Below are 13449 nucleotides of genomic sequence, written 5' to 3' on the forward strand. Positions count from 1 at the left end.
GGACTGCTACCGCCGGTACGCAAGGGCGGGGCAGGCGCCGGTTCCCGCCGCGCCGGACCGGTCGGCTGGAACGCGTTGCCGTACGGCCCGGCCCCCCGCGCCCTGCGGCGCTCCCCCACCGACTCCGACCTGCGTCCGTACGGAGCCGCCCCCCGGCACCGACCCCCGCTCCCGCGCGGAACCGGCCCCTCCCGGCCCGCGTCCGACACCACATGCGGGGGACACACCGAATCCTGACCACACTCGTCGCGCTGATCGCCTTCCAGCTGCTCGGCACGCTCGTCGTGCCGGCGTACGCCTGCGGCTGCGGCGCCATGATCCCGGACCCGGCGGCGCGCATCGGCGTGGACCGCGAGGAGTCCGCCGTCCACTGGGACGGCGCCACCGAGACGATCGTCATGCGCTTCCACGTCAGCGGCAACGCCCGGCGGGCCGCCTGGATCATGCCGGTCCCGGGCCGCGCCGACGTCACGCTCGGCGACCCGGGCCTCTTCGACCACCTCGAAGACCTCACCGCCCCCGAGCGGCGCGACCGCTTCTACTTCTGGCCGCGCGGCGACGACTGGCCCTTCAGCGCGGGCCGCGGCGACGGGGCGGGGGCGGCGGCGCCCGGCGGCGCGGCCGGCACCGGGGTCGGTGTCGTCGGGCGCGAGCGGCTCGGCCCCTTCGACGTGGCCCGGCTGACGGCCACCGATCCCGAGGCCCTCGGCCGCTGGCTCCGCGCGCACGGGTTCGACCTGCCCGAACGCCTGCCGGGCGCGCTGCGGCCGTACGTCGAGCGGAGGTGGGAGTACGTCGCGATCCGCCTGGCCCCGGAGGAGGAGAACGCGGTCCTGCGCGGCGAACTCACCCCGCTGCGGATCACCTTCGCCTCGCGCGAACTCGTCTACCCGATGCGCCTCTCGCGCCTCGCGCGGACGCCGCAGTCCCTCGGCCTGTACGTCCTGGCCGACCACCGCATGGAGCCGCGCTCGGCGATCGGCGGCGAGCGCCCAGAGGTGACCTTCGCGGGCCGCGTCGACCGCCCGGAGGGGCCCCTCGCCGGCCTCACGGGTGGCCGCACCGTCCACCTGACCGCTCTCGAGCAGGGCTTCCCGCGCCCCGAGCGGATCGACGGGGACCACCTTCTGCGGACCGTCGCCGACACGCCGTACCGCCGCGTCGAGTACACCGACCGGTTGCTCACCGTCGCCGGCGGCGTCCCGGTCTGGCTGCTCGCCGTGGTCGCCGGTGCGGCGGCCCTCACCGCCGGCGCAGCGCTGCGCGCCCGGCGGAAACGGCGGACGAATGGGGCGAACAGCGGTGTAGCGTCGGCCGCATGACGCTCTCTCAGCCCAATCCGCAGTGGTCCGAGGTCGACACCTACGTCACCGATCTCCTCGCCCCCGCCGACGAGGCGCTGACCGCCGCGCTCGCCGACTCCACGGCCGCGGGCCTGCCCGAAATCGCCGTCGCCCCCAACCAGGGCAAGTTCCTCCACCTCCTGGCGCTCGTCCAGGGCGCCCGGAAGATCCTGGAGATCGGCACGCTCGGCGGCTACAGCACCATCTGGCTCGCCCGCGCGCTGCCCGCCGACGGCACGCTGACGACCCTGGAGTACGACCCGAAGCACGCGGACGTCGCCCGCGCCAACATCGCCCGCGCCGGCCTGGACAAGCAGGTCGAGGTCCGCACCGGCGCCGCCCTCGACACCCTCCCGCTCCTGGACCAGGAGGGCGCCGGCCCCTTCGACCTCGTCTTCGTCGACGCCGACAAGGTCAACAACCCGCACTACGTGTCCTGGGCGCTGAAGCTGAGCCGCCCGGGCAGCCTGATCGTCGTGGACAACGTCGTACGCGACGGCAAGGTCGCCACCCCGCACCCGGACGACCCGGCGATCACCGGCACCCGCGAGATGTTCGAACTCGTCGCCCGCGAACCGCGCCTCGACGCGACCGCCCTCCAGACGGTCGGCACGAAGGGGTACGACGGGCTGCTGATCGCCCGCGTGACCGGCTGACCGGCGGACGGGCGGACCGGACGACCGTCTGGTCCGCCGTCCGCCGGGCCGGTTCGGCCTCAGACGACGGGCGCGGTGCGGCGCCAGCCGGCGAAGAGGGGCAGCCGGCCCGTCGCGTCGAGGACGACCACGCCGAAGGGCCGGTCGAAGGCGATCCGTTCAGCCGCCCCGGGGCGGGGCGGTGCCGCGCTGCGGGCCATGGTCACCTGCGTGACGGCCGCCGCCTCCACCCCCTCCTCGGCGATCTCGACCAGCGCCCCTTGTCCGACCCCGGAGACGAACAGCTCCGCCGCCGAGAGCCCGGAGAAATCCGCCCCGGGGCGCACGGCGCGCGTGACGCCGAGGGCCGGCAGGTCGCGGGTGACGTCGGTCCGCGTACGCAGCGAGAAGCGCGGCAGGGCGAGGTCGACGGCCCGCGCGCCGAACGGGGCACGGCCACCGCCGCCGTCGGCCCACGCGGCGGTGATCACCTCGCCCGGCCCTGCGTCCCGGGGGCCGAGCGCGAACCGGACCCGGGGCACCCCCTCCCCCGCACAGGGCAGCTCCACCACGGTGACCCGGCCCGTCCGCCACGCCCAGGCGCCCGGCACGCGCCGGTGCATCGTCGGTACGGGACGGGTGACCCCGTCGCCGTCCGTGAAGGGCGCGTCCCGGGTGAGGTGCCGGGGAAAGGCGCTCGCCCACGAGGCCTTCAGTGCCAGGGCGTTGACGAGCACCAGCTGCTCGGAACCGTCCAGCTCCAGTGGCAGCCGCGTGATCCTGCCCCCCGTGGCCCCCCGTACCCAGGTCTCGATCTCCCCCTGCGCGTCCGCGTCCGCCGGCCCGGTCCCGGGTTCGAAGGACAGGTCGTCCGTCGCCCCGAACGCGGCGTCGGGCAGCGCGAAGTACGCCGCGCCGGGCAGCACCCCGAACCGTACGTCCGGCAGCCCGCGCCGGAACGCCCCGCGCACCGGCACCCGGCTCCACACCCCCGTCGCGACCGCCACCCCGGCCGCCGCCCCCTCGCCGATGCGCCGCCCCACCTCGGTCACCGCCTCCGCCGCGGCCTCCCCGCCGGCCCCGACCACCTCCCGCAACTCCGCGGCCGTCCGCCCCCGCGCCCCCGAGGCCACGGCCCCGAGCGCCAGCCACAACCCGGCGGGCGCGCACACGAAGTCCCGCGCCCCGAACCGCTCCACCCACCGCCCGCCCCACTCCCGCACCGCGTCGGCGGCGCGTCCGAGGTGATCGTTCGCGGGGTGCGGGGTCATATCCTGCCCTCCATGAGCATCGTGAAGATCAACGTACTGACCGTCCCCGCCGAGCAGCGGGACGTCCTGGAGCAGCGGTTCGCCTCGCGGGCCGGGGCCGTGGAGGGGTCCGACGGTTTCGAGTGGTTCGAGCTGCTGCGCCCGCTGGAGGGCACCGACCAGTACCTGGTGTACACCCGGTGGCGCAGTGAGGAGGACTTCCAGGCCTGGATGAACGGTTCCATGAAGGCCGCCCACCAGGGCACGGCCGGCGGCGAGGGCGGGGCCGAGCGCCCGAAGCCGGCCGCCTCCGGCTCGACCCTGTGGTCGTTCGAGGTCGTCCAGCAGGCGTCCCCGAAGAACTGAGGTGCGTCCGGTGTCGTGCGCGCCCCAGAATGGCGCGCATGACCTGGACTTTCACCCCCGAGCGCGTCGACACCCCGGACGCCACCGCCCTGCGCCGCGAGTACTACGGCGACGTCGCCGGCCGCTACTGGAAGCGGCCCGCCACCGAGGCGGAGATCGACGAGGGCCTGACGAACGACGGGGTGGAGCTCCTGACCGCGCCGACCGGGGCGTTCCTGGTGGCCCGCTTCGCCGGTGAGGCGGCCGGATGCGGCGGCGTCCTGCTCCTGGACGAGGAGCGCGCCGAGCTGACCCGGGTCTTCCTGCGGCACGCCTACCGGGGCAAGGGCGGCGCGGGCCCGCTCCTGGCGCACCTGGAGGACGCCGCCCGGGACCTCGGCGCGCGCCGGATGGTCCTGAACACCCGCCTGGACCTGGTGGAGGCGCGGGCCCTGTACACCCGGCACGGATACGCGGAGATACCGGCGTACTGCACGGGTCCGTACATGGAGGTCTGGTACGGCAAGGAGCTCTGAGCCACCCGGTTCCGGTGCCTTCGCGCCCCGCCTCCCCCCGTCTCAGGCGTGGTGGTCGCGGGGCGGTGGCGGCGTGTGCGGGCGTTCCGCGTCCGAGCCGCTCAGCTCGGCCGTCAGCTCCTCCACGAGCCGTACGAGATCGGTGGGCCGCTCCGGGCCCCACCAGTCGCCGAGGAGTTCGGCCAGCGAGTCCTCCCGGGCCTTGGCCAGCTTGGTCGCGGCCACCACTCCCTCGTCGGTGAGCATCAGCTGGAGCCCTTCCCTGCGGGCCAGGCGCCGGCCCTCCACCTCCCGGGCGGCCTCGGTGATCGCCCGCAGCGGCACGGGCGTGCTCTCGGCGAGCAGCGCCGGTTCGACGGACCCGTGCCGGCGGATGCGCAGGAGCAGCCAGCTCGACGCGGGCAGCAGGTCGAGCCCGGCGCGCGCGGTGATCTTCTCGTACACCGCCTTGCGTCCCTCCCGGGACCCGAGGACGGACAGGGCGCGCGCGCACTCGTCGTAGGAGGAGCGTTCGACCGGGTTGGAGGCGAGCGTCTGGCTGGTGTCGGGCGCGGTGACGGACCCGCGCAGCCGGTCCTCCTTCAGGAACCAGGCGACGACGAAGGCGAGGAGGACGACCGGCGCCGCGTACAGGAACACGTCGGTGATGGACGTGGCGTACGCGTGGAGCACGGAAGGGCGCAGTCCGGGCGGCAGCGCCCCGATGGCGCGGGGGTCGGCGGCGACCTGCTCGGGCCCGGTGCCGGGCGGCACTCCGGGACCGGCGCCGGCGAAGACCTCCTCCAGCTTGTGCGTGAGCCGGTTGGTGAAGATCGTGCCGAACACGGCGACGCCGAAGGAGGCTCCGATGGAGCGGAAGAAGGTGGCGCCGGAGGTGGCGACGCCGAGGTCCTCGTAGGAGACCGCGTTCTGGACGACGAGGACGAGGACCTGCATGACCAGGCCCAGGCCCGCGCCGAAGACGAAGAAGTAGACGCTCATCATCCAGGTCGAGCTGGTCTCGCTCAACTGGTGGAGGAGCAGCAGACCGAGGGCGGTGACGGCGGTGCCGAGGATCGGGAAGATCTTCCACCGGCCGGTGCGGGAGACGATCTGCCCGGACGCGGTGGAGGTGAGGAGCACGCCGAAGACCATGGGCAGCATGTGGACGCCGGACATCGTCGGGGTGACGCCCTGGACGACCTGGAGGAAGGTCGGCAGGTAGGTCATCGCGCCGAACATCGCGAAGCCGATGACGAAGCTGATGACGGAGACCAGCGTGAAGGTCCGCACCCGGAACAGCTTGAGCGGCAGGACCGGCTCGGCCGCCCGCCGTTCGACGCGCACGAACCAGACGAGCAGTACGGCTCCGAGGACGGCGAGGCCGATGATCTGCGCCGAGCCCCAGGCCCACGTCGTACCGCCGAGGGAGGCGACGAGGACGAGGCAGGTGGCGACGGAGGCGATGAGGAAGGTGCCGAGGTAGTCGATGGTGTGGCGGGTGGAGCGGACCGGGATGTGCAGGACCGCGGCGATGACGAAGAGGGCGACGATGCCGACCGGCAGGTTGATGTAGAAGACCCAACGCCAGGAGAGGTGCTCGGTGAAGACACCGCCGAGCAGGGGGCCGAGCACGCTGGTGGCGCCGAAGACGGCGCCGAAGAGGCCCTGGTACTTGCCGCGCTCGCGCGGCGACACGAGGTCGCCGACGATCGCCATCGACAGGACCATGAGCCCGCCGCCGCCGAGGCCCTGGACCGCGCGGAAGGCGATGAGCTGCGGCATGTTCTGGGCGATGCCGCAGAGGGCGGAGCCGATGAGGAAGATGACGATGGCGGCCTGGAAGAGTTTCTTGCGCCCGTACTGGTCGCCGAGCTTTCCCCACAGGGGGGTGGCCGCGGTGGAGGCCAGCATGTAGGCGGTGACCACCCAGGAGAGGTGTTCCATGCCGCCGAGTTCGCTGACGATGGTCGGCAGGGCGGTCGACACGATGGTCTGGTCGAGCGCGGCGAGCAGCATGCCGAGCAGCAGCGCGCCGATCGCGACGAGGACCCCGCGGTGGCTCTGCCCCGCTCCGGGCGCGGGGCCGCCGCCGAGCTGGGGCGAGCGGATGTCCTGGGCCATGGGCGTCTCCTCGGAGGTTCCCTCCATCATGATCCGAATGTCCGGATATGGCCTGCCGAGGGGTACGTGTGTTCACCCGCCCGAAGGGGGTGGACTGCATAATCGCTCGCAGTCGTTTCGGGGAGGGGACCCATCATGACCGGACATGTCTGTCCTGAATGCGGTGGACACAGACCTGGCTGCGCGTGCGCCCGGGCGGCCGGGCTCGCGGCGGAGGTGGCGGCGGCCGAGGACTTCGACCCGCTGCGCATCCGGCCGTACGTGACGCTGGAGGCGACGGAGGAGGGGGACGCGGGGGCGGGGGGTGCCGGGGGTGCCGAGGGGGTGACCGGCGGTTCCTTGGGATCGGGCCCCGGCGGCTCCGGCGGTTCCGGCGGTTCCGGTGGTTCCGGTGGTTCCGGTGGTTCCGGTGGTTCCGGTGAGGAAGATGCGCCCACGGCGCGGCTGACCGCCGTGCGGCCGGAGGGCGTGACGGGTGAGACGGGCGGGACGGGCGGGACGGGTGGGGGCTCCGGGGGCCGGGGGGCGGGCCCCGAACCGTACTGGGCGGCGGGTCCGGAACCGTATCGCGGCGGCGGCGCCGACGAGACGAGGCCGCTGCTGATCGACGGGCCCGGCGCGGCGGGCATGAGCGACGGGGCGGGGCCGCGCCGGCGCGGCGCCCGGCGGGGCGGGACGGTCGTCCTGGTGTCGGCGGCGGCCGTGGCGGGCACGGCGGCCCTCGCGGCGGCGGTCCTGGGGTTCGGCAGCGAGCGTGAGGACCGGGCGGCGGTGCCCGAGGTGACCACGAGCGCGTCGCTGAACATCGCCGTATCGGAGGCGCCGTCCACCGCGACGCCGTCCACCTCGGGCCCCGAGCCGTCCTCCGCGTCGCCGTCGGCACGGGAAAGCTCCGCCTCCCCGTCCGGCTCGGCGACCCCGACGGCCTCGGGCTCCCCTTCCGCCTCCGCCTCACCGACCGGCCCGTCCTCGGCGCCGGCTTCCACGTCCGCGTCCGCGTCGGCCTCCGGTACGTCCACGGTGCCGGGCGCACCGGCGGACCCCGCGTCCACGGCCCCGGCGGCGCCCGGAACCGGGACGGGCGCACCGAGCACCCGGCCGATCGCGCCGCCTCCGCCCGAGGAGACGGAGGAACCCGCGGAGGAGCCGCGCACGCTGAGTTACGGGGACAGCGGGGCGGAGGTGCGGGAGCTGCAGGAGCGGCTGACCGACGTGGGCGCCTACGACGGGCCGCTGGACGGCGCGTACGACCAGGGCGTCTGGCGCGCGGTGAAGGCGTACCAGTCGTGGATGTACATCCAGGAGGACCCGAGGGGCGTGTACGGCCCCGCCACCCGTGAGGTTCTGGAGCGGAACACGCCCCACATCTGAACCCGGCGGCATGCCCGCGTCCGGTCCGGGTAGCGGACCGGAGGCGAACCGGCTGGCCAAGACCGCCCCCGGTTTTGTATCGTTAAAAAACAAAGTGGCCCCGCTCGCACTCCCTGACCGGCGGGCGGGTCCACTCTGTTCTCCGCGCCACCCCTCGGGAGACCCCATGGCCGCCACCACCCCGGCACCGCTCACCGCCCGCGCCCTCCTGCTCGACATGGACGGCACCCTCGTCAACTCGGACGCCGTCGTCGAACGCTGCTGGCGCCGCTGGGCGGACCGGCAGGGCCTGGACGGGGACGAGGTCCTCAAGGTGGTGCACGGACGCCAGGGGTACGCCACGATGGCGGTCCTCCTGCCCGACCGCCCGATGGAACAGAACCACGCGGACAACCGCGTCATGCTGGCCGAGGAGACCGCCGACCTCGACGGGGTCGTTCCCGTCGCCGGCGCCCCCGCCTTCATGGACGCGATCGCCGGGCTCCCGCACGCGCTGGTGACCTCGGCGGACGCGGCGCTCGCGGCGGCCCGGATGGGGGCGGCGGGGCTGCGGATGCCGGAGACCCGGATCACCGCCGAGTGCGTAGGAGCCAGCAAGCCGGACCCGGAGGGCTTCCTCAAGGGGGCGGCGGAACTGGGCTTCACCCCTGCGGAGTGCGTGGTCTTCGAGGACTCCGAGGCCGGCATCCAGGCGGGCCGGGCGGCCGGCATGCGGATCGTGGGCGTGGGCCCCCGGGCGGCGGCGTTCGCACCGGATCTGTACGTGCCGGACCTCACCCGGCTCCGCGTGGAGGCGGGCGCCGACGGCACGGTCACGCTCACCGCGCTGCCGTAACCGGCCCCTCCCCCGCCTCCCCCGCCCGCGGCCTGACGATCCGGCCGCGGGCGACGAGTTCCAGGACGGTCGCCGCGGCGACCGCCTGCACCGCCAGCAGGGCGATGAGCACGAACAGCTGAACGGCCCCGGCGTGCAGCGGTGACGCACCGCCGAGGAGCATGCCGACGAAGGCGCCGGGCAGGGTGACGAGCCCGACCGTGCGGGTCTGGTCCATGCCCGGGAGCAGGGCGTCGGCCGCCGCCTTCCGCGCCACCTCCAGCCGGGCCTCCCGGGCGAGCAGGCCGAGCGCCAGCCCGGCCTCCACCTCCCCCCACCGCCCCTCCAGCTCGTCGAGCGCGCGACGGCCCGCCAGAACGGTGGCCGTGAGCGCGCCGCCGACGAGGATGCCGGTCACCGGCACGAGCGTGATGCCCTTCACCGGTACGAGCCCCGTGAGGACGAGGGCCAGGACCACCGGGAGGACACCGGCGGCGATCGGTACGGCCGCCCACCACCAGCCCCGGCCCGGCGCGGGTACGACCCGGCGCCCGGCCGTGCGTACCGCCACCGCGTACATCAGGACCAGGAAGCAGAACAGCAGCGGTACGGACCGCACCACCCAGCCGATCACCAGCGAGACGGCCACGAGCTGGACGGCGGCCCGGGCGCCGGCGAGCAGGGTGTCGCGGGCCCGGCCGAGCCGGGCGAGGGCGACGACACCCGCGGCGGCGGCGAGGAGTACGGCGAGGACCGCGGCGAAGGTGGCGTTCACGTCCAGAAGCACGGGCCCACCCTAGGCGCGCGACCCCCGCTCCCCTGAAGACAGAAGGGGCGTCGCCGCCCAAACCAACCCATATGCGCGGGGCGGAATCTGACGCTCCGCCAATCCCGTCACACCCCTTGATGTGACGTGCCCATGTCGCCACCCTGTTACCTGGCGCACCCCCCACCGAAACCTGGCGCCGCCACGATGACCGGGCCGTCGCCCGGCACCCGTCTCGCGGGGACGGCACACGGCCATGCCCCCGCCCCTTCAAGGGAGTTCCCATGCCCCTCGGTAACGTCTACGCGCGTCGAATCGCCGTGCTCGCCACCTCCGCCGCCGTCACCCTCACCGGACTCCTCGCCACCGCGCCGGCGGCACAGGCCGCGATGCCCACCCCGGTGAGCGCCGCCACGGCGCGCAGCTACCTGGCCGCCCTGACGGTGAAGGCGGAAGGTTCCTCCACCGGTTACAGCCGGGACCTCTTCCCGCACTGGATCACCCAGTCCGGCGCCTGCAACACCCGCGAGACCGTCCTGAAGCGCGACGGCGTGAACGTCGTGACCGACTCCAACTGCGCTTCCATAAGCGGAAGTTGGTATTCGGAGTACGACGGCGCCACCTGGACGGTCGCCTCCGACCTGGACATCGACCACGTCGTCGCCCTGGCCGAGGCGTGGCGCTCCGGCGCCAGCGGCTGGACCACCTCGCAGCGCCAGGCCTTCGCGAACGACCTCACCCGGCCGCAGCTCATCGCCGTCACCGACAACGTGAACCAGGCCAAGAGCGACCTCGACCCGGCCGAGTGGCTGCCGCCGCGCACGGCGTACCGCTGCACCTACGCCCGCGCCTGGGTGCACGTGAAGTACCACTGGAACCTCAGCGTGGACTCGGCGGAGAAGAGCGCCCTGCAGTCGGTTCTCAACGCCTGCTGAAACCTTTCCCCTTGACGGGGTCTCACCATGCGGACGTCGGGGAGTGAGCCGCGCCACAGACTCCCCGACGGCCGAATGTTGAACTTGCAAGTATTAATGAGGGGTGCCTAACCTGACGGCCTCATCGGTTCCCGTCCCCCACGGTCCGCTCTCACCCGAGCGGGCCAGACCGAAGGAGTCCCCGCCATGAGCACCCCGAACACCCAGGGCGCCACCGCCTCCACAGCCCCCGGCGCCCCCACGGGCGCCACCGCCCCCGCAGGCACCACGGGCACGCCGGACGGCCTCGTCGGCCGCCTCGACCGGGCCCAGCCCTACGCGCTCGGCCTCTTCCGGATCGTCGTGGGCCTGCTGTTCGCCTGCCACGGCGCCGCTTCCCTCTTCGGCGTCCTGGGCGGGGCCGTGGGCGGCGGGACGGTGCCGACGGGGGCCTGGCCCGGCTGGTACGCGGCCGTGATCCAGCTGGTCGCGGGCGTCCTGGTCCTGGCCGGCGTGGGCACGCGCAGCGCGGCCTTCCTCGCCTCCGGCTCGATGGCGTACGCGTACTTCAAGGTCCACCAGCCGGAGGCGCTGTTCCCGCTCCAGAACGGCGGCGAGATCGCGGCCCTGTTCTGCTGGTCCTTCGCCCTGCTCGTCTTCACCGGCCCGGGCGCCCTGGCCCTGGACCGCGCCTTCGGCTCCCGCGGCACCGCCGGCTCCGGCGCGCACGGGAACGGCGACCAGCAGACCGCCACCGTGCCGGCCCAGGCCTGACCCGAAACGGTCCGCACGCGGCGGTGGCCGGAACCCCAACAACGGTTTCCGGCCACCGCCGTACCCGCGCATACCGCCCCGTACCGCCCCCCGCTTCCCGCCGCGCGCCCATACGCCCTCCCGAACCCGGGCCGCTCCCGGCCCCGCGATCCGAGGCGCGCCTGCTCCCGCTCCCCGCGATCCGGGTTGCTCTCGCTCCTGTACGCCCTCGTGATCAGGGCGGGCCCCCGCTCCCGCGATCCGAGCGGCGCCGTCTCCCACTCCCGCTCCCGCCCTCACCCTCCGGACCGCCGCGGCCCTCGCGACGGGCCCGCCTTGCATCCGGTCGCATCCGGACCGCCCCTCGTATCCAGCCCTACCCGGCGATCGTCGGCCCCTCTCCGCGACCGGTCGGCGCCGCCGCGTAGTCTCAGGCGCGTGAATCTGCTCGACAGCCTGGGCTCGCTGAGGTCGCTGACCGCGGGCCCGTGGATATACCCGGTGGTGGCGACGTCGATCCTGCTCGACGTCTTCCTGCCCGTGCTGCCGAGCGGTTTCCTCGTGATCACCGCGGCGACGGCGGCGGCGACCGCCACCGCCGCCTCCACCGGCGTGCCCTCGCTGCTGCCCCTTCTGCTCTGCGCGGCCTCCGCCTCGGTCCTGGGCGATTTCCTCGCGTACCGCCTGGCCCGGCGCGGCGGGGCACGCCTCGACCGGGCCATCGCCCGCTCGCGCCGCCTCACCCTGGCGCAGGAACGTCTCGGCACCGCCCTGGCCCGGGGCGGCGGCCTGCTGGTGGTCCTGGCGCGCTTCGCACCGGCCGGGCGTTCCGTCGTGTCCCTGGGCGCGGGCGCGGCGAAGCGGCGGGTGGAGGAGTTCCTGCCGTGGTCGGCGCTGGCGGGGGTGACCTGGGCGTCCTACAGCGTCGGGCTCGGCTGGCTGGGCGGCCAGTGGCTGGGCGCGACCTGGTTCAGCGCGGGCGTGTCGACGCTGGCCCTGTTCCTGGCGGGCGGTCTCGCCGCGTACCTCATACGGCGTCCGGCTGCGGCTCCGGCGCCCGCTGCCTGACGCCAGGGTGCGCCCCGCGTACCTCGAGTCCGTCGAGCAGCCGGGCGGTCGCCTCCGCTATCTCCCGTACGGCCCGGTCGAAGACCTCACGATTGTGCGCGGCGGGCGCGCGGAAACCGGACACCTTGCGTACGTACTGCAGGGCGGCGGCGTGGATGTCGTCCGCGGTGGCCTCCTCGGGCAGCGCGGGAGGTCGCAACGTCTTGATGCTTCGGCACATGCCTCTAGTGTGACGCGCACCACTGACAATCGCCCCGCCCGCCGGTACGGCCCCGCTCACGGGGAGCGACCGGCCGCCCTGCCGCCCCGAGCCACCCGGCCGACCCTCAGGCGCGCCGGCCGCTGAGACCAGCCCGCCGGGCTCCACGCCCCTGGCTCGACCACCCGGGCCGGCGTCACCAGGCGACTCCTACGGGCCCCCGCGACCCGGCCGCCGCGACAGCCCGCCGGACCGGAACGTCACGTCCCGAAGGCCCGCCGACTGCGCGCGTTGATCTCGGCGGCGCGGGCGCGGAGCTCCCGCAGGGGCGTGGCGAGCTGCACGTCGGCGGCTTCGGCCTCCCACTCGGCGCCGCCGTGGACGGCGCGGATCAGGTAGCGGCCGGAGACGCTCTGCACGTAGAAGCCGACCCGCCCGGTGGCGGTGTCACGGACGAGGTCACCGACCTCGGGCAGTGGCTGCACGCGTCCCCTCCGTCCCGTTCCTGATCCTTGGGGACCCCTAGGGAAACCCGGACCTCGCGCCCTGTCAACGTATCTCCGGAGATGCCCCTCCGATGGACGGACCGACCGGTCGGAGCAGCGCACACCTGTGCCCCCGAGGCGCCGTGCCGCCCGGCCGGCAGGTCGTGACGGCAGGTGACGGACCCGCCACCCGAAACGGCGCGCCTCCGTCGTACGGCAGCCGTGATCCGCCCCGCCGCCACCCTCTTCCCCGGCCGCCGGCGGTCACAGGAGGCGGTGACGGCCGCGCGCCGGGCGAGCGGACGCCCACTCTCCGGAAGCCGTGCGGACGGCGTGAAGAACGTGCGTATCCTGTGTGCGCACCGGGCCCCAACGGCGGGAGTCCGGACGGAAACTGAGGGACATTCATGCTTCGCGCACGCACGCTCGCGGCCGTGACCGCGGCCGCCGCTTCCGGCGTTCTGCTCCTGCCCTCGCAGGCGCAGGCCGCCGGCTCGGTCCACCTCTACAAGATCTACTACGACAGCCCGGGCACCGACCGGGGCGGCAACACCAGCATCAACGCCGAGTACGTCCAGATACGCAACACGACCGGCGCCGCGGTCAACCTGCGCGGCTGGTCGGTCACGGACGCCGCCAACCACAAGTACACCTTCGGCAACTTCGTCCTCGGCAAGGGCAAGATCGTGACCCTGCGCACGGGCCGCGGCACCAACACCTCCGCGAACGTCTACCAGAACCGCGGCTGGTACGTCTGGAACAACGACAAAGACACGGCGACGCTGCGCAAGTCGAACGGCACGCGCGCGGACGTCTGCTCGTACAACTCGACGCGCTACGACTACGTGTGGTGCTGACACTTCATCA

General features: G+C 74.1%; 15 protein-coding genes. 10 read left to right on the forward strand and 5 right to left on the reverse strand.

The genetic code is table 11. From position 1 onward, the window contains the following. Window positions 1-212 precede the first annotated feature (212 nt). Both ABTY40_RS00315 and ABTY40_RS00320 read left to right on the forward strand, forming a co-directional pair. Window positions 213-1322 (forward strand): DUF2330 domain-containing protein, encoded by a 1110-nt coding sequence (locus ABTY40_RS00315; RefSeq protein ID WP_352057464.1) that lies wholly within the window; start codon window positions 213-215, stop codon window positions 1320-1322. Next, complete coding sequence (locus ABTY40_RS00320; protein ID WP_352057465.1) at window positions 1319-1999, forward strand: O-methyltransferase; 681 nt, start codon at window positions 1319-1321, stop codon at window positions 1997-1999. The genes ABTY40_RS00315 and ABTY40_RS00320 overlap by 4 nt, the downstream gene beginning before the upstream one ends. A gap of 59 nt (window positions 2000-2058) precedes the next feature. Here the strand turns inward: ABTY40_RS00320 and ABTY40_RS00325 are convergent, their stop codons facing one another. Next, complete coding sequence (locus ABTY40_RS00325) at window positions 2059-3249, reverse strand: serpin family protein (RefSeq protein WP_352057466.1); 1191 nt, start codon at window positions 3247-3249, stop codon at window positions 2059-2061. A gap of 12 nt (window positions 3250-3261) precedes the next feature. Between ABTY40_RS00325 and ABTY40_RS00330 the strand changes: the two genes are divergently transcribed. Both ABTY40_RS00330 and ABTY40_RS00335 read left to right on the forward strand, forming a co-directional pair. After that, window positions 3262-3594, forward strand: coding sequence for an antibiotic biosynthesis monooxygenase family protein (locus ABTY40_RS00330; RefSeq protein ID WP_352057467.1), 333 nt, complete (start codon window positions 3262-3264; stop codon window positions 3592-3594). Window positions 3595-3623: 29 nt separating this feature from the next. Next, on the forward strand, window positions 3624-4109 hold the full coding sequence (locus tag ABTY40_RS00335) for a GNAT family N-acetyltransferase (RefSeq protein WP_502990446.1): 486 nt from the start codon (window positions 3624-3626) through the stop codon (window positions 4107-4109). 42 nt (window positions 4110-4151) lie between these two features. Here ABTY40_RS00335 and ABTY40_RS00340 read toward each other — a convergent pair whose 3' ends face one another. After that, the gene (locus ABTY40_RS00340) at window positions 4152-6212 is read right to left on the reverse strand and encodes an MDR family MFS transporter (protein ID WP_352057830.1); all 2061 of its coding nucleotides are present in this window, start codon (window positions 6210-6212) and stop codon (window positions 4152-4154) included. A 135-nt stretch (window positions 6213-6347) separates the two neighbouring features. Between ABTY40_RS00340 and ABTY40_RS00345 the strand changes: the two genes are divergently transcribed. Further along, window positions 6348-7583 (forward strand): peptidoglycan-binding domain-containing protein, encoded by a 1236-nt coding sequence (locus ABTY40_RS00345; protein ID WP_352057469.1) that lies wholly within the window; start codon window positions 6348-6350, stop codon window positions 7581-7583. 166 nt (window positions 7584-7749) lie between these two features. Continuing rightward, window positions 7750-8418 carry an HAD-IA family hydrolase gene (locus ABTY40_RS00350; protein WP_352057470.1) on the forward strand — a complete coding sequence of 223 codons (669 nt, stop codon included), beginning with the start codon at window positions 7750-7752 and terminating at the stop codon, window positions 8416-8418. Here ABTY40_RS00350 and ABTY40_RS00355 read toward each other — a convergent pair. Beyond that, window positions 8402-9184, reverse strand: coding sequence for an ABC transporter permease (locus ABTY40_RS00355; protein ID WP_352057471.1), 783 nt, complete (start codon window positions 9182-9184; stop codon window positions 8402-8404). The two genes, ABTY40_RS00350 and ABTY40_RS00355, sit on opposite strands and share 17 nt — an antisense overlap. A 263-nt stretch (window positions 9185-9447) precedes the next feature. Here ABTY40_RS00355 and ABTY40_RS00360 point away from each other — a divergent pair, with 263 nt between their 5' ends. The 3 genes from ABTY40_RS00360 to ABTY40_RS00370 all read left to right on the forward strand — a co-directional run bounded on the left by ABTY40_RS00360 (window position 9448) and on the right by ABTY40_RS00370 (window position 11898). Next, window positions 9448-10098, forward strand: a complete 651-nt coding sequence (locus ABTY40_RS00360; RefSeq protein WP_352057472.1) for an HNH endonuclease family protein — start codon at window positions 9448-9450, stop codon at window positions 10096-10098. Window positions 10099-10284: 186 nt separating this feature from the next. Further along, entirely contained in the window at window positions 10285-10851 is a 567-nt protein-coding gene (locus ABTY40_RS00365; protein WP_352057473.1) for a DoxX family protein, read from the forward strand. Window positions 10852-11268: 417 nt separating this feature from the next. Then, a complete protein-coding gene (locus ABTY40_RS00370; RefSeq protein WP_386336935.1) occupies window positions 11269-11898 on the forward strand; it encodes a DedA family protein in 630 nt (209 codons plus the stop codon). On the opposite strand, the gene ABTY40_RS00375 is transcribed toward ABTY40_RS00370, so the two are convergent. Together ABTY40_RS00375 and ABTY40_RS00380 are read right to left on the reverse strand one after the other, a co-directional pair. Further along, window positions 11858-12118, reverse strand: a complete 261-nt coding sequence (locus ABTY40_RS00375) for a DUF2277 domain-containing protein (RefSeq protein ID WP_352057474.1) — start codon at window positions 12116-12118, stop codon at window positions 11858-11860. The two genes, ABTY40_RS00370 and ABTY40_RS00375, sit on opposite strands and share 41 nt — an antisense overlap. A gap of 239 nt (window positions 12119-12357) precedes the next feature. Next, entirely contained in the window at window positions 12358-12582 is a 225-nt protein-coding gene (locus tag ABTY40_RS00380; RefSeq protein ID WP_352057475.1) for a hypothetical protein, read from the reverse strand. A 407-nt stretch (window positions 12583-12989) separates the two neighbouring features. Between ABTY40_RS00380 and ABTY40_RS00385 the strand changes: the two genes are divergently transcribed. Then, on the forward strand, window positions 12990-13439 hold the full coding sequence (locus ABTY40_RS00385) for a lamin tail domain-containing protein (protein WP_345283654.1): 450 nt from the start codon (window positions 12990-12992) through the stop codon (window positions 13437-13439). Window positions 13440-13449 lie beyond the last annotated feature (10 nt).

The sequence above is a fragment of the Streptomyces sp. NPDC126503 genome, assembly GCF_040302405.1.
GTDB classification, from domain to species: domain Bacteria; phylum Actinomycetota; class Actinomycetes; order Streptomycetales; family Streptomycetaceae; genus Streptomyces; species Streptomyces gulbargensis.